20 protein-coding genes are annotated in these 15,597 nt (G+C 42.6%); 6 read left to right on the forward strand and 14 right to left on the reverse strand.

Features of this window, described 5'->3' with window-relative positions; all coding sequences use genetic code 11:
• Nucleotides 1-4 precede the first annotated feature (4 nt).
• The 6 genes from B3S86_RS06775 to B3S86_RS06800 form a co-directional block, all read right to left on the reverse strand.
• Nucleotides 5-997 carry a LacI family DNA-binding transcriptional regulator gene (locus tag B3S86_RS06775; RefSeq protein WP_214854065.1) on the reverse strand — a complete coding sequence of 331 codons (993 nt, stop codon included), beginning with the start codon at nt 995-997 and terminating at the stop codon, nt 5-7.
• A gap of 284 nt (nt 998-1,281) precedes the next feature.
• Nucleotides 1,282-1,704 carry a cytidine deaminase gene (locus tag B3S86_RS06780; RefSeq protein WP_290750736.1) on the reverse strand — a complete coding sequence of 141 codons (423 nt, stop codon included), beginning with the start codon at nt 1,702-1,704 and terminating at the stop codon, nt 1,282-1,284.
• A 10-nt stretch (nt 1,705-1,714) separates the two neighbouring features.
• Nucleotides 1,715-2,485: an ABC transporter permease gene (locus tag B3S86_RS06785; protein WP_290750743.1), complete on the reverse strand. Its 771-nt coding sequence runs from the start codon at nt 2,483-2,485 to the stop codon at nt 1,715-1,717.
• A complete protein-coding gene (locus B3S86_RS06790) occupies nt 2,482-3,183 on the reverse strand; it encodes an ABC transporter ATP-binding protein (RefSeq protein ID WP_290750746.1) in 702 nt (233 codons plus the stop codon). The genes B3S86_RS06785 and B3S86_RS06790 overlap by 4 nt, the downstream gene beginning before the upstream one ends.
• 96 nt (nt 3,184-3,279) lie before the next feature.
• Nucleotides 3,280-3,720: an NUDIX domain-containing protein gene (locus tag B3S86_RS06795; protein ID WP_290750749.1), complete on the reverse strand. Its 441-nt coding sequence runs from the start codon at nt 3,718-3,720 to the stop codon at nt 3,280-3,282.
• Nucleotides 3,721-3,759: 39 nt separating this feature from the next.
• Nucleotides 3,760-5,385 carry a M3 family metallopeptidase gene (locus tag B3S86_RS06800; RefSeq protein WP_290750752.1) on the reverse strand — a complete coding sequence of 542 codons (1,626 nt, stop codon included), beginning with the start codon at nt 5,383-5,385 and terminating at the stop codon, nt 3,760-3,762.
• Between the two features lie 159 nt (nt 5,386-5,544).
• On the opposite strand from B3S86_RS06800, the gene B3S86_RS06805 reads away from it, so the two are divergent.
• On the forward strand, nt 5,545-5,751 hold the full coding sequence (locus B3S86_RS06805) for a helix-turn-helix transcriptional regulator (RefSeq protein ID WP_035407684.1): 207 nt from the start codon (nt 5,545-5,547) through the stop codon (nt 5,749-5,751).
• Entirely contained in the window at nt 5,748-6,446 is a 699-nt protein-coding gene (locus tag B3S86_RS06810) for a DUF3169 family protein (RefSeq protein ID WP_035407681.1), read from the forward strand. The genes B3S86_RS06805 and B3S86_RS06810 overlap by 4 nt, the downstream gene beginning before the upstream one ends.
• A 43-nt stretch (nt 6,447-6,489) precedes the next feature.
• Here the strand turns inward: B3S86_RS06810 and B3S86_RS06815 are convergent, their stop codons facing one another.
• Nucleotides 6,490-6,639, reverse strand: a complete 150-nt coding sequence (locus B3S86_RS06815) for a hypothetical protein (RefSeq protein ID WP_023468457.1) — start codon at nt 6,637-6,639, stop codon at nt 6,490-6,492.
• A 98-nt stretch (nt 6,640-6,737) separates the two neighbouring features.
• Between B3S86_RS06815 and B3S86_RS06820 the strand changes: the two genes are divergently transcribed.
• Both B3S86_RS06820 and B3S86_RS06825 read left to right on the forward strand, forming a co-directional pair.
• The gene (locus B3S86_RS06820) at nt 6,738-6,920 is read left to right on the forward strand and encodes a hypothetical protein (RefSeq protein WP_035407678.1); all 183 of its coding nucleotides are present in this window, start codon (nt 6,738-6,740) and stop codon (nt 6,918-6,920) included.
• A gap of 5 nt (nt 6,921-6,925) precedes the next feature.
• The gene (locus tag B3S86_RS06825; protein ID WP_290750758.1) at nt 6,926-7,789 is read left to right on the forward strand and encodes an NAD-dependent epimerase/dehydratase family protein; all 864 of its coding nucleotides are present in this window, start codon (nt 6,926-6,928) and stop codon (nt 7,787-7,789) included.
• Nucleotides 7,790-7,836: 47 nt separating this feature from the next.
• Here B3S86_RS06825 and B3S86_RS06830 read toward each other — a convergent pair whose 3' ends face one another.
• Nucleotides 7,837-8,823: a phosphotransferase gene (locus tag B3S86_RS06830; RefSeq protein WP_290750761.1), complete on the reverse strand. Its 987-nt coding sequence runs from the start codon at nt 8,821-8,823 to the stop codon at nt 7,837-7,839.
• Between the two features lie 89 nt (nt 8,824-8,912).
• Here B3S86_RS06830 and B3S86_RS06835 point away from each other — a divergent pair, with 89 nt between their 5' ends.
• The gene (locus tag B3S86_RS06835; RefSeq protein ID WP_214854090.1) at nt 8,913-9,314 is read left to right on the forward strand and encodes a VOC family protein; all 402 of its coding nucleotides are present in this window, start codon (nt 8,913-8,915) and stop codon (nt 9,312-9,314) included.
• Nucleotides 9,315-9,323: 9 nt separating this feature from the next.
• Nucleotides 9,324-9,647: a YnfA family protein gene (locus tag B3S86_RS06840; RefSeq protein WP_396210757.1), complete on the forward strand. Its 324-nt coding sequence runs from the start codon at nt 9,324-9,326 to the stop codon at nt 9,645-9,647.
• Nucleotides 9,648-9,743: 96 nt separating this feature from the next.
• Here B3S86_RS06840 and B3S86_RS06845 read toward each other — a convergent pair whose 3' ends face one another.
• From B3S86_RS06845 to B3S86_RS06870, 6 genes are all read right to left on the reverse strand, one after another.
• The gene (locus B3S86_RS06845; RefSeq protein WP_290750769.1) at nt 9,744-11,195 is read right to left on the reverse strand and encodes a 6-phospho-beta-glucosidase; all 1,452 of its coding nucleotides are present in this window, start codon (nt 11,193-11,195) and stop codon (nt 9,744-9,746) included.
• A 14-nt stretch (nt 11,196-11,209) separates the two neighbouring features.
• Entirely contained in the window at nt 11,210-13,048 is a 1,839-nt protein-coding gene (locus B3S86_RS06850) for a beta-glucoside-specific PTS transporter subunit IIABC (RefSeq protein WP_290750774.1), read from the reverse strand.
• Nucleotides 13,049-13,214: 166 nt separating this feature from the next.
• On the reverse strand, nt 13,215-14,057 hold the full coding sequence (licT, locus tag B3S86_RS06855; protein WP_290750777.1) for a BglG family transcription antiterminator LicT: 843 nt from the start codon (nt 14,055-14,057) through the stop codon (nt 13,215-13,217).
• 177 nt (nt 14,058-14,234) lie between these two features.
• Nucleotides 14,235-14,588: a hypothetical protein gene (locus B3S86_RS06860; RefSeq protein WP_290750781.1), complete on the reverse strand. Its 354-nt coding sequence runs from the start codon at nt 14,586-14,588 to the stop codon at nt 14,235-14,237.
• Nucleotides 14,585-14,800 carry a helix-turn-helix transcriptional regulator gene (locus B3S86_RS06865; RefSeq protein WP_290750784.1) on the reverse strand — a complete coding sequence of 72 codons (216 nt, stop codon included), beginning with the start codon at nt 14,798-14,800 and terminating at the stop codon, nt 14,585-14,587. The genes B3S86_RS06860 and B3S86_RS06865 overlap by 4 nt, the downstream gene beginning before the upstream one ends.
• A gap of 336 nt (nt 14,801-15,136) precedes the next feature.
• Nucleotides 15,137-15,481, reverse strand: coding sequence for a DUF3147 family protein (locus tag B3S86_RS06870; protein ID WP_290750786.1), 345 nt, complete (start codon nt 15,479-15,481; stop codon nt 15,137-15,139).
• Nucleotides 15,482-15,597: the final 116 nt, after the last annotated feature.

Genomic DNA, 15,597 nt, shown 5'->3' on the forward strand with positions numbered 1-15,597 from the left:
AAAATTAAATGGTGCTCTTTCTCATAATTAACTCAGAACCTATATACAATGTTTTTACTACTTTTCGTTTTTCAATGATTTGTTCAAGTAATAAGTGAATCGCGTTTTTACAAATTTCTTCAATATCAATATTGAAAGTCGTCAAGGGAGGCGAAACATACTTCGCGATACTCGTATTATTCACACTGATCAGGCTGACGCGGTTCGGGACATCAATTTGTTTTTCGTGAAGTGCTTGCAGACAGCCGACGGCGATTGGATCTGCCGCTACAAAAAAAGCGGTTGGCATATTTTCACCAAGGCGTTCAATCGCTTGACTCATTAAAAAATAGCCATTATCAACTGAAAAACCATGATGACAGAAGATAAATGTCTCATTTAGCATTCCTTCTTGCTGCATATACTTACGAAAAGCACGTTCCCGCCCATCCATTTCTTCTACATTTGTATCAGCATTCTGAAAAGTTCCACCGATAAATCCAATTTCTTTATGTCCCTGCTGCTTCAGAACTTCTATTGTCTTTCGTGTGATTTGGTCAAGGTCTGGACGCACCGAATCATAGTGTTCAGCATCTGGTGTCGAATCTATGAAGACTCCATTAGTCGTCAACTCTCTTAAATATTCCAGTTCTCGATCCATAAAAGAACCCACTGCAATAAATCCCTCGATGTTTAGCGGAATCTTTTCAATCCCATCCGCTACTTTGTAGGTCGTTAACTCCATGTTATTCTCCCTAGCCAATCTCTCGATCGCAATTCGCATCGTGTGAAAATAAATATCTTCAAGCTCCTCTTTATCTGTCAACCAATACAAAAAAGCAATATTTTTAACGAGTGATTTCATCGTCTTTTTTTTGTAACCAAGCTCTTCAGCTACCTCAAATATCCGCGTTCGCGTCTCATCACCAACCGATAAACTTAAATCATTATTTAATACCCGTGAAACTGTCGAAATTGAACAGCCTACTTTTTTAGCAATATCTTTAATCGTCGCCAAATGATAACACTCCTTTTAAATTTAGATTTAAGTAAAATTTTTAAGTAAAATTAAAAATTTTATATTTTTAAATTATACCTTTCTTTTTTTATATTACTTCATAATTCATAAAAAGAGGAAGGAAACCATAATGAGAAGAAAAGAATGCATTAACGATGTTGAGCTTTTTTCAATTACAAAACTAAGTGTTCTACAAAAAGAAAAACGAAGAAACTACACATCTCAGACGATGATAGTTCCTTCGTTTCTTTTTTAAATCAACGAATTTTTTTCCATTCTTATAATCACGAACGAACATATTTAAGTGGAATTAAGTCTGCAATCCGCACTTTCGTCAACTGATCGTCGATCTTCAAGAGGACAAATGCGTCCGGTGCATAATCAGAAATCAATTCGCGACACATGCCGCACGGACTGACGACATGAATCGTTCGGTCCGTCTCATCCGAATAGGGATGTCGAACTGCGACGATCGTCTCAAAATCTGTCAATCCATCCGTGATGGCGGAACCGATTGTGATGGCTTCCGCGCACACCGTCACTCGTCCGATATAGGCTTCGACGTGAACGCCCACTTTCGTCGCGCCATCTTTCGTCCGTAGAGCAGCTGCGACGTGATGTTTATCGTCAGCATAGCGGCTTTGAATCGTTTCGATTGCTAGTTCGACCAGTTGCAGGTCGGCTTCTGTAATGGGATAAGTCTGCATAACGTGCTCCTTACATATCTTTTTTCTTATATGTCAAACCGATGAATTGTGCTTTTTCATTGAACAGTCGACGGTAGGATAGAAAACCAACGAGGACCGATGCCATCGCCGCCGTCGTCAAGATCAGGAATAGAATCAATAGTTGGTAAAGGACCGCTTCCATTGGATCCGCGCCACCGATGATCAACCCACTCATCATCCCTGGCAATTGGACGAGGCCCATCGTTTTTTGCGCTTCAATCGTTGGAATCATACTTGTCCGGATCGCGCCTTTTAAGCTCGTATCAATCGCTGTCTTCGCGTCTCCACCAAGCGAAAGAATCAGTTCGATGACCTCGTCGCTTCGTTCGACCTCGTCCTTGAACTTATTAAGAAACAACAAGGACAAAATCATACAGTTCCCAATGACCATCCCGCTGATTGGAATGACTTGCTGGGCTTCAAACGGAATGATTTGTAATCCAAGCAAAATGCCCATCGTCAATGCTTCGACCGCAATCAATGTCAACAAGATGATCCACTGGATCCCGGGAATCCCGTCCCCTTTACGGATGACGTTCAGTGTCGCTGCACCGATCATCAACAGAATCATGAGTAACATGAAAATTAGACTGCCGCTTTCAAAGACGAACGTCAAAATATAACCGATGATCAAGAGTTGGACGATTGATCGAACGGTTGCGATGAGGATGTCCTTCTCTAGACCAAGCCGTAACGTCCGCGCTAAGACGAGGGGGATCAAAATGAAGATCAGCGAAGTCGCCAGTTGGAGGTAACTCATACCGATACCCCCTTCAAGAACGCTTGTGTCTCTGCTTGACCACTTGAAACGAGTTCTTTAAAAGCACCAGACTCGATCAATCGACCGTCTTTTAAAAACCAGACGTCGTCGCTGACCCGCTTGGCTTGCTCTAAGTCATGCGTAATCCAAATGATCGTCGTCTGCAACTCCTGCTGTAAATCAAGAATCAGCTTCTCAATTTCTTGTACCATCCGGTAATCGAGACTTGCCGTGATTTCGTCAAGCAACAGGACGTCCGGTCGATTAACGAGTGTTCGTGCGATTCCGAGTCGGCTCCGTTCGCCACCGGACAAATCTTTGACCGGTCGTTCAAGTTCGACGGATAGTTCGACTTGTTGTAGCAAGCGTTCCGCCTCTTCGCGTGGTAACGATTCCCCGATGATCGATTTCGGTAAATTAATATTATCGTAGACGGTACCTGGAATCATCGGCGCGCTTTGGAACGCCATTCCGATCCGTTTGCGGACGTCGAGCAGATTCATCTGCTCGAGTGGTTCGCCTCGAAAACAAATTTCGCCGCGATCGGGAGAAATAAGTCCGTTGATGTGTTTCAATGTCGTGGATTTTCCGGCACCACTCGGTCCGATAAGTGTTGTGATGACACCTTCGCGGAACTCACCAGTTAGTTCATGTAAGATGTGTTGATAGCTGACTTCGTGAAACGTAAGAATCGACATACTGTGTGTTCACCTGACTTTCTGCAAATTTCGGGTAATGCTCCTGTAGTGTTGTACCCGAAATCGAGTCGCTTTAGTACGTCAAGGGACACTTCCTTACGTATGAACGATTTCTCCGGCAAAATCATATGGTACCGTTCGACCAGCAAAAAGCGACTCTTTTGACTCTTCCGGTAAATTAAGATGTTTGAACGCTTCTTCACGGTCCATCCAGACGAGTCCGGAAATTTCTTCTGGAACATTCGTCTTCAATTGACCGGAAGTGATTTCTCCCGCGAAGAAGAAAAACAGACAATGTTCCCCCGCTTGCGGGAAGAATGCTTCCGCCACATGGACGATGTCCCCTGGAATGATGGTGAAGCCTGTCTCCTCAAGTACTTCACGCGTGATTGCAGTATGTAGCGTTTCGTCATGTTCGACGGTTCCTCCCGGCAGTGTATAGTAGTCACCGTGTTCGCCACGGTTCTCGACCATCAATATCTGACTGCCTGTAGTATTGAATAACGTCGCATAGACAATGTTTTTACGTATATTCATGTTCGTCCTCCTATCGTTTTGTACATCTGTCGCTCCGGATTAAGACTTTCTCTTTTTAACATCTTCATCGTCTAATTGATCTAACTCATTTATCCAAGCTTCGATTTGACCTTCTAGAAATGTCAGCAACTCTCTCATTTTCGCATCACTCGGTAAGAATGACACACCCGCTCTCACATAAACCTCTTGAACCGAATGGGTTTGACTGAGCGCTAAAGCTGCAAGGAAGTCCTTCATCGTTTGGTCAGGATCTTTCGTATAACGGTGATACAACTGAAGAGCGGCAAGCTGCGCTATAGCATACTCAATGTAATAGAACGGCGTCTCAAAGAGATGAATGACACTCATCCATTCGAGTCCTTTCCAATCAGGCGTTTCCGACCAATCGAGGATGTCCGTATCATAGGTCTCCCGGAGACGTGCAAAAGAAGCTTGTCGTTCTTCCGGCAGATGGTCAGGGTGAGCATAGAGCCATGATTGAAAACGATCGACGATGATCGTTTGCGGCAAGAACTCTACTATCGAACGGATCTGTTCGAGTTTCGCTCGAGCAACGTCTCTTCGATCTGGAATCACTTGGTGCCACTCGTTCATCGTCAACAGCTCAAGTGACATGGCGGCGAATTCCCCTACTTCGAGCGGAATCGGTTGAAGTCCATCATACGTCTCTTTCATTGCATCGTGATGGACGGCATGCCCCATCTCGTGCATGAAGATGACGAGATCATCGAATGTCTGCATACGATTCATGAACAAGAATGATTGACGTTCGACGGGTAAATACTCACAAAATCCTCCTCCAGCTTTGTTTGAACGGGCATCGATATCGAGATGAACCGCTTGGCGCATTTCTTGTAATATGTCAGCAAAAGACGGATTAACGCTCTCAAGAATCGCTTGTGCCTTATCTAAAAATGAAGCGTCAGAACCGGTTATGCGATGATCAATCTGCGTATAGGCCGATTGCCGGACGTCCCACGGATGGAGCGCCTGTTTGCCAAGAAACGTTTGTTGCTCGAGCTGAAATTGCTGTTTAACCGGTCGGAAATAAGTTTGAACGATGCTGGCGTAATGATTGACATCCTTGCTTGAATAATCGATACGACCAAGCTCCGAAAAAGCCAATTCTTCGTAACCCGCCTGATGGCTTGCAGAAGCACGCACTTGTCGCAAGTCGACAAGTTGCGAAAATAATCGTTGAATGACGGATTCATTCGTCCGGAACGCTTCTTCAATCGATAAGAATGCTTGTTTCCGTGCCGGCTCATCTGCATCAAATAAGGCGGCATAGAGATCAGAAACCGCTTCTCCTGATTGTGTCAGCATCGTTGCCTCAATCCGAAGATACTCTTGGATGAGACGCGCTTCCTCTTCCGTTACACTCGTCGCTCTGAGTGACTGCTTCCAGAGTGCTCGCGTTCGGAGTGGGACATCGTCGCGAGAGATAAGATTCATTTTTACCGAACGTCTTAACGTATCAAGTTTGTCTGATAGCTGCTGACGTCCTTGTTCGTATGTATTACTTGCGTCCGAGTCTGTCACGTCTTGGAGATAGGTGATTTTTTGTTTGAGTAGTGTCTCTTCGATTTGTAGAACCGAAGCGATTCGGCACGCAACATCCTCATCATGATAAAAAACATCGTTTACAGATGACTGAGATTTCATCGATGTGTTTCACATCTCCTTTCGACTTATTCTAGTATACAATTTATCCCATCGATATGATTGATTTACATATTAATGACCATCATATTATCTTTTTTGACTATTATCGTTGTCAAAAAGACTATGATAAGTTACATTATATAGGAGGTGAATCCCTATATGAAATCCCGCTTAAAAGAATTACGTGCTCGTCACGGATGGAATCAGTCTGAACTGGCGCGGCGTGCAAACATTTCACGCCAGACAATCAGCTTAATCGAGCGTGAAGAATTCATGCCTTCGCTATTGATTGCTGTCAAAATTTCTCGTGTGTTTGATACGCCGTTAGAAGAAATTTTTTATTTCGATGAGGAGGAATTAATATGAAAAAAGAAGCAATCAAAGTCATCATCGCAGCACTGCTCGGTTTCATTAGTAGCTATATCGTTATGTCTGTCTTCAAACATACCAGCTTGTCAAAGTTTGAACTATCGCTCTATCTTAATTACATATTCACTGGTCTTTTCGTTATCTTGACGGTTCTTACCCTCAGTTATATCGTGCGCTATTTGCAAATTCGTCAATTGACTCGACGTCCTGTTTCTTCAGACGACGAGGATGCGATTGACGGTCAAGTGAATCGATACTATGCGGATGGCATGATGATGGTTCAGGTTTCTACTCTTCTCAGCATCGGTCTCGCATCTTTTAGCATCATCGAAAATCATTTCGGACTTCATTTATTACTAAGTGGTCTCTTTTTCATCATCAGTAGTTTTGCATCCTATTATTATCTTAATCTTATGCGTCACATCTACCCAAACCGTGATTTCCCAAAGTACTCGGAAACAAACTATGTCAAAAAGCTATTTGCCGCCTCAGATGACGGAGAACGACACGTCATGTTAGAAGGTCTCATTCGTTCACAATCTTCGTTGCAACTCCTATTGATGGGTGTCATCGTCGTATTGGTCATTTATTCGTATGAAACCGGACAGTCTCAGATCTTCGCAATCAGTTTATTGATTATCGCCTTGATTTGGAGCAACGCGAAATATTTCCTTTATGTACGCAATCGCTAAAAGGAGCATACAGTCAATCGACCGGATGCTCCTTGACATGCCTTCAAAAATCACGATGATTTTGCTGCTGATGAACGTCGTGCTGGTTCAGCGTATACTCCTGATCATCGAGCGAACGATGCTTCGACTGACTGCGCGCTGAAATGAACCAGACGACTCCACCGACGGCGAGAAAAATAGCAATGAAGATCATAGACACCTTTCTTTAGATTCTTTTTTTACTTTATTCTTCCAACATCCTTAATTTTCCTTTACGATAAGGTAGAAGATAAAAATATAGGGAGCGATAGGATGTTTGGTAAAGAACCGACATGCATTCATTGTGGCAAAACGATCGAAGGAAACGAAAAGGTTTATATCCAGATGCGTTATCCAAAACATCGCGGGATGACGGAAGTAAAAGCTTACTTAAAAAGCGAAGGTCGTTTCATTTGTGAGAAATGTTTCGCTGAAAAGACGGAGTCAAAGGAGTAAGCATCATGAACTTAAACGAGAGTACGATTTTGATTACAGGGATGACCGGGACGCTTGGCTCACGTGTCGCGCAACGTTTTCTTAAAGAAGCGTGTGAAGTTCGAGGTCTCTATCGTTCTCAGGAACAGGCGGATCACTATTCAACAAATGACGTTATTCCAATCATCGGTGAGCTCGGTAATCCGGCTTCGCTTCTTGCAGCACTTCAAGGCGTCGATCTCTTGATCCACTGTGCTGCCTACCTTGGGGATGACCCCGACTTAGCGGAAGAAGCAAACGTCACAGGTGTGAAACATCTCGCCGATGCTGCAACAAATGCTTGTGTCAAGCGCATCATACATATCTCGACGACTTCCGTTTACGGAGAAGTCGTGAGTGGACATTTTTCGGAAACGTCACCGCTCCTACCGTCAGAGCACGTCTACATTCATACAAAGCAGTTATCGGAACGCCTGTTACAGGAATATACACCCGATTCCGATTTGATCATCCTACGACCAGGATCGATTTGTGCCGAGGAACAATCCTACTGGGGGGATCGACAAGTCGAGCGGATGAAAGTGGCAGATCTCATTACTTGGGTACACCCGGAAGACGTCGTTCCGTGGATCCATGCGGATAACCTAGTCGAGATGATTGTTCTTGCTGCAACAAATGCGCAAGATGGGGACATCTTTAATGCGATTGATGTTAATCTGCCAGAAACAGATTTCCGCATGAAATTGATTGAAGCAAGTGGTAAACCATTTCAAGCACCAGATCGTCCAGCGGAACAAGCGACATTTTCGAATGATTGCATCAAGCAATTAGGGTATGTTCCGTTTCGTACTCCTGAATCAACCGTTGAACTTCTAGTCAAGTCGTTTTAATAAGAAAGAGGCATCGAATCGAATGATTCAGTGCCTCTTTCTTATGATCATCTTGCTATTATCCACTTAATCCAGAGATTCCGATCGTGAACCTGTAGTTCTTTTATCGTTAAAAGGACCTGCTCTGTTCCGAGCGTTCGTTCCGCTTCAGGAACACTGCGTTTCCCGAGTGAACGATCCAGATTAAACTTCAGCCAATCCAACTTTCCTTGGACACTGATATCGATGACATGAAGCCAGTCGACATCAGGCAAACGTTGATTTATCGTATAACCAGCAAGAACTGCGTTAAATCGATCACGATCAAACGTATCGTCTTTACGTTTTGACCAATAACAGGCGGTTTCAAATACGTCGACGGCACGATGAATCAATCCTGCAGACTCCCAGTCGATCAAGACCGGACCATTCGTTGTCCAGAGAACATTTTTCGGATCAAGATCACGATGGCTGACGATCCAGTCTGTAGATAGTTGAAGTTTTGCTTCCTGTGCTAATCGTTCCAGTCGTTGTAGCTGTTCCTGTTCTTCGACTAGCAACTGTAGCCAGTCTGATTGCTGTCGCTTTCCTTCTTCTAGGTAATCGTTCCAATCGATTGGCATACTGGAGGTATCTGGCTTTGGAAAGCCAGTCGTCGCCACGGAATGACCATGCAATCGTCCTAATTGAACTCCGATTTGTCGTGCATGTGTCGGTCGAATTTGATCGGCTGATAACGTCTTGCCATCGACCCAATCAAACAAAAGGTAATCCGAGCCGTCAATCATCTGCACCACTTGATCGTTGACGCGACGTGCTGGTAATGTTGCTAAGTAAAGAGACGCTTGCATCGCAACGTCTTCTGACATTTTAAAGTTGTTTCGTGCTTCAGGACGTCGCATGATTTCCTGATTCAATCGTTTTAAGACATAGAATCCTGTCGTTGTCTGTAGTCGCCACGACTCATGCAGAAGACCACCCGTCAATCGGACAGGTTCGCTGATCGTTTGCCCTAACGAAAAACGTTCACACATCAAATTTATGGCATGTTGCATCGTATTCTCCATTTCTATCACTCCAACTGATCCGCGAAATGCTACACTAGTTCTGCATGATTTCATTGAACACGAATGAAGGTTTTAGTATGAAACAAATTCATCACATCTGTATTCAGACGACGGATTACGTCGCGTCTAAACAATTTTATGAACAGCTCGGCTTTTCGCTCGTTCAAGAAACACCCGATTTTCATGACCGCGACTTTAACAGCTGGTTACGTCTCGGTGATTTCTACATCGAGTTACAGACACCCAAATCCGGTCAACCGTTCACCGATTACACAAAACAAGCAGCGGGTCCTGTTCATTTCGCCCTCTATGTTGACGACTTGCAAGAGGAAGTAACACGACTGGAACAACTCGGGATGCCTTTTTTACCAAAACACGGTGGCAACATCTATTTCGTCGTCAATGGACATCTGAGTAAATTAAAAGCACCGGAAGGAACGATCATTGAATTGCGTGATACGTTTGCGATCGAGGGTTGAATCGTGATCATGTCGGCTTTCATTTTCTTTATTGCTGGTTTAAGTGAGATTGGTGGCGGATATCTGATTTGGCTATGGCTAAGAGAGGGACGACCTTCGTACTTCGGTCTGATTGGTGGATTGATCCTGATTTTATATGGCATCATTGCTACGTTTCAGCAATTTCCAACATTCAGTCGCGTCTATGCAGCTTATGGTGGTGTATTCATCGTCATGTCCGTATTTTGGGGCTGGATCGTAGATCGTAAATCACCAGATACCTATGACATAATTGGTACCTTAATCTGTTTAATCGGTGTCAGCATCATGCTGTTTGCTCCACGCCACGGTTAAAGTAACATAACTTCTTACTACATATCATTAATAATAGCTAAATAGCTAACGACGCGTATCTTAGAAGTACTCAGGTACGCATCGTTAGCTATACTTTTATTTAATTTTAATATGTTTTTGATTTTCTATACAGGCACCATTAGATGCAATTACTTTTTTATACCAATCAAAGGACGCCTTCTTCCGTCTACTATTCGTTCCGCTACCATCATCATGACGATCTACATAAATATAGCCATACCGTTTTGCATATTCACCGGAAGACGCACTGACGAGATCGATACATCCCCAACTCGTATAACCGATGAGTTCTACTCCGTCTTGTATCGATTCGTACATTGCTCGAATATGATCTGTTAAATAAGAAATCCGATAGTCATCTTGAATGTTTCCTTCTCCATCCAATTCATCAAATGCACCTAAGCCATTTTCGACGATGAATAAGGGAAGTTGATAACGGTCGTATAGCTGATTTGCCGTTAGACGGAGTCCTTTCGGATCAATCGTCCATCCCCATTCTGATTGATTCAAATATGGATTTTTGACAGTCGGGAACACATTCCCCGCCGTCATTTTATCCAGTATTTCTGGATCAGTACTGATACAGCGACTCGAATAATAGCTAAAACCAATAAAGTCCACTGTGTGGTTGCGTAATAGTTCAATATCACCTTGTTCCATCTGAATTTCAATACCAGCCTCTTTCAATTGTCTTAATGCATAACCCGGATAGGCACCGCGAGCTTGTACATCAATGAAGAAGAAATTCTCACGATCACGTTCCATTGCTTTTTCGACGTCATCTGGATTACAGGTATAAGGATACGTCATGGCTGCTGCCAACATACACCCTACTTGAAGATTCGGATTGATCGTATGAGCAATTTCCACGGCACGCGCACTCGCTACCAATTGATGATGTGCCGCTTGATACTGAATCTGTTGTCGATTCTCTCCTTCTGCGAATACTAATCCAGCTCCCATGTAAGGAAGATGGAACAACATATTTATTTCATTGAAAGTCATCCAATAACGTACTTTCGAATGATAACGAGATACGATCGCCTCAACATATCGTTCGAAGAATGTGACCATTTTTCGATTACGCCAACTTCCATAATGCTCTACTAAATGAACGGGTACATCAAAGTGTGCCATTGTAACGACTGGCTCAATTCCATATTTTAATAATTCATCGAACACCTCATCGTAAAACTTCAATCCTTGTTCATTTGGTTGTTCTTCATCACCCTTTGGGAAGATACGTGCCCATGAAATCGATAAACGAAGCGCTTTAAACCCCATTTCAGCGAATAGAGCGATATCCTCCTTATAACGATGATAAAAATCAATCGCCTCATGGGATGGATAAATTAATTCTGGAAGGGGCTCATAATGCGATAATTCTCCCTTCATAACGGCTCTTCGAGTTGAACCACTAGGAATTAAATCAACGGAAGATAATCCTTTCCCATCGGATAAATAGGCACCTTCTGCTTGATTGGCCGCAATAGCGCCACCCCATAAAAAGTTTTTTGGAAATTGCATCGTCTCATCCTTTCTTATGCAAAAGCAGGTTTATTGTATTCACTTACTGAAATTTGATCCTGATCAATCGTAATTTGTCGTTCTTCTGATAAATTCGTGAAAATCACAGGTGTGATGATGTCATATCCTTCCGCTTGAATCGATTCAATATCAAAAGTGATTAATACATCTCCTGGTTCGATTTTCTGGTCTTGTGCGACGTGTAATTCAAAGTGAGTTCCATCTAAGCGTACCGTATCAATCCCAACATGAATGAGGATTTCCATCCCATTCTCTGATCGAATACCAATCGCATGCTTGCTTGCAAATATAGCAGTTACTTGACCTGATACTGGGGCGATTACTTTTCCTTCAGTTGGAACGACTGCGAAACCTTGTCCCATCGCTCCACTCGCAAATACACTATCAGAAACTTTTTCGAGAGAAACGATTTGACCTGAAACTGGGCTTGGAATCGTCATATCTGTTGATGAACGAACATTTTTTTCTGCTTCTTTTTCAATCGGATCATCTTCAAATCCAAGGATGTATGTTAAGACCATCGATAAAAAGAATGAGACACCGACACCAATTAACAACCCGTAAAATGCTGTCATACTATCGCCAATGAAGACGGGTAACGTCAATAATCCCGGAGGACCAGAAGCTACTGCTACACTTCCAAAATGCCCTACGATCCCTCCACCCACTGCTGCACTAATGACAGCTGCAATGAAAGGACGCTTTAAGCGTAAAGTGACTCCATATACGGCAGGTTCTGTAATACCGAATAACGCGGTAATTCCCGTAGAACCTGCTAATGTTTTTAACTTTTTATTTTTTGAACGAAGCATGACACCGAACGATGCTCCTGCCTGTGCAAAAATTGCTGGAGCAGTTGCCGGTTTGATATAGTCATATCCTTTAGTGGCAATGTTATTGATGAAAATCGGAACGACTCCCCAGTGAATACCGAAAATGACGAGGACTTGCCATACACCAGCAATGAACGCCCCTGCTAAAATTGGGTTAAATGCTAATACCTTTAGAATGAAGGCAGCAATCAAGTCGCCTGACGTGACACCGATTGGTCCAAACACGATTAACGTTAATGGAACGATTGTAATGAGAGCAATCAAAGGTGTAACAAAATTTTTAACACTCTCATGGACATGTCGATTGAAGAATTTTTCAACATAACTCATAACCCAAACGGCAAGAATGATTGGAATGACCGTAGATGTATATGACATCATCGTCACGGGTATACCGAAGAATGTCGTCGCGACTGCATCCGTCTTCAATTGAATGATTGTTGGATAGATCAAAGCACCCGCTACTGTCATGGCAACAAATTGATTGGCACCAAACTTTCGCGCTGATGTAACCGCTAACAAAATAGGTAAGAAGTAAAAGAGACTATCCGCTGTAGCATTTAAGATGATATACGTTGTTTCAGTAGGAATTAACCAACCTGCATTCGTCGCAATCGCAAGTAAACCCTTTAAGATACCAGCTCCCGCCATGACACCAAGCAATGGCGTAAAGATACTTGAAATAATATCGATTGCTCGACCAAAAATGTTTCCTTTTTCATTTGTCTTACTAGTTTCTGTCGACTCCTCCATCAGCTTTGTTTGTTTTCCAATTGCTTGATATACCTCAGGTACTGTATTTCCGACAACGACCTGAAACTGCCCTCCGCTCTCTTTTACAGCAATGACACCTTCTAGTTTTTCAAGTTTTAATTTATCAGCCTTTGCTTTGTCTTTAAGTACGAAACGTAGTCGAGTCGCGCAATGAACAAGTGCACTAACGTTTTGTTCGCCTCCGACAGATTCAATGATTTCTTTTGCTAATTGATCGTATTTCATAAGACACCTCCATAGTTGATAGACACAAAAAGAAACCTAGATGAGAACAAGTAACGTATTTCATGAAAATACGTCTTGTTTCACCTAGGTTTCGCCTGCTTGACCAGTAACAATCCCAATAAATATATATTTAATAAACAAATAATAACATTTTTACCTTTATATGTCAACTACTCTTTTTTTCTTTAATTAATCTTGTGATATGAACCGTTAGGTATAATTTTTCTTCATCCGTCAACCGATAATCATATTTTGTCTGAATAAAGGAAGAAATTTTTTCAGTACAAATATAGGACTTGGGATATTGCATTTTCACTAGATCAAAAAGCGCACTCTCATCTCCTTCATATTCGGTTCGCGTCACGAGTCGTTGTGCAAAAAATTTGAGATGAGTAACAAAACGATGATAGGCGAGAGTATTCTCATCCCACTCCAGTGAAAAGTGGTATTTTACGAGATTCAATACTTCTTGAATGACTTTTGTCATTGAAACGATATTCGGCATCTCTTCGTTTAATTCAGCATTCACGATATGAAGTGCAATATAGGCTGCTTCGTCTTCAGGTAATTTAATATTGAATTTTTCTTCAACCAATTTAAGCGCTTGCAAACCTACATTAAACTCATCTTGGTATAAACGCTTAATCTCCCAAAGCAATACATTTTTGATCTCTAAACCTTTTTCATGACGTTCTAATGCAAAATGCAAATGGTCGGCAAGAGCGATGTAGACAAGTTCATTGAGTTTTTTTCCAAGCGTCAATTTAGCAATCGTTACGATATCATCAGTCAAGACGATGATTTCTTCAGGAATTTCTTGAAGTAATAATTTAAATCGTTCATGATTACCTGCATCATCGAGATAAAAGACTTTTTCTACATCTGAGGCTAATATCGTCTGTCCTGAATTCCGCTTAAATCCGATTCCCTTCCCCATGACGACTCGCTCACGCCCTACTTCGTCAAATACACTAATAACATTGTTGTTGAAAATTTGGTGAATGATCATCGGTTACCTCCTTTCAAATCAGGAAAAATAGAAAAACCCAAATCAAACGTCACTCACGGTTTCAGTGATCGCTGATTTGGGTTTCGCCTGCTTGACCAGTAACAATCCCTATTCCATTACATTCTATACCATTGTTGATAACGGTTACAAGTATCATTTTTATAAACATTTGCTTCTTCATATCTTTCGATTCACGTACAGCAGTATAAGTGGAAAGAACAAGACTTGTCCTCCTAATGCTAGTAACAGAGCAAATTGAATGTCTTTTATGATCGACAGATTGACGAGAATCAAGATCAAAAAAAGATATCCGATACTTACGAGATAAGCGATATGTCCACTACGGATTTTAATCGTTCCTTGACGCTCATCATACGGTTCCGTTGGCGAGAATACCGTTCTTGTGATACGTGACGTGACACCTGCTAAAACGAGGATGATTCCGAGTGTTTTAGCCGCAGGATCCGTCATTGTTAAGTACAGACCTACTCCTATTAAAAAAATATCTAGTAACACATTGACTCGCATCATTCCGCTCCCTCCTCGTTCGTTCGACTCGGTGTAAAGATGTCTTCGATTCGTTGCTCAAACAAATCAGCCAGTGCAAAAGCGAGGTCAAGTGACGGATTATACCGCTCTTTTTCGATGGAAATGACCGTCTGACGCGATACGTTCAATCGTTTTGCCAGTTCGCCTTGCGACCAACCTCGTTCCTCGCGCATCTTCTTGACCTGATTTTTCATAGTTCCACCTCGCTTATTCCACTATATGTAAATAACGCATCACCTGTCAAGTTTCCTTTACACCTACTTCAAACGCTCCCACATGATATACCGATCGTCGCTCCCAATCTGAATCAATTCCGCTTTTTCAAGCACCCTGATCGATGCTTGATTCGTCAAATCCGTCTTTGCGAGTACAGCATCAATGGATCTGACGCGAGTAACGTCAAGTGATGCTGTACTTCAGGTCCGTTCTCATATTGCTGTTGTTGTAAACGCGTTACGTCTGTCGCTGTGCATGGATAAATCGTCAATCGTTCTGTTTGAAGGGTTACCAGCGCTTTCTCTCCTTTTCCGTTACGTCTGCCACCACTGTTGTAGATAACGTTGAACATACCAACAGACGATAAAAAAACTCGTTGCACTAACTATATTGTAAAACACTGGAGTCCCTAAGCGAATGAGCCAATACAAGACAGCTAGCAATAAAAATGTCGCCGGTAACCCGAGTAACACACTCTTTAAAAATGTACTAAGCTCGGTCCGTTCACTTCCTTGTTTGACGAGCCAGGCGAAACTGATCAGACTAACGACCGGCAACGCGGACAATACGCCACCTAGTGACGGTGAACGACGGGCAACTTCGGTAACGAGACCGATGACCACTGCGCTTGACAATACCTTAACGAGAAAAGCAATCATCTGCAGCCTCCCGCAATAATCGAAACGCCTGTTCAATCGTCTGTTGGTCTGTTTTTGACATCGTAGCAAACACTCGATTCAACCGTTCAGGATCAAGTTCTGTGTGACGCCGAACG

The sequence above is a fragment of the Exiguobacterium sp. UBA3968 genome (assembly GCF_002385115.1).
In the GTDB taxonomy this organism is placed as follows: domain Bacteria; phylum Bacillota; class Bacilli; order Exiguobacteriales; family Exiguobacteriaceae; genus Exiguobacterium_A.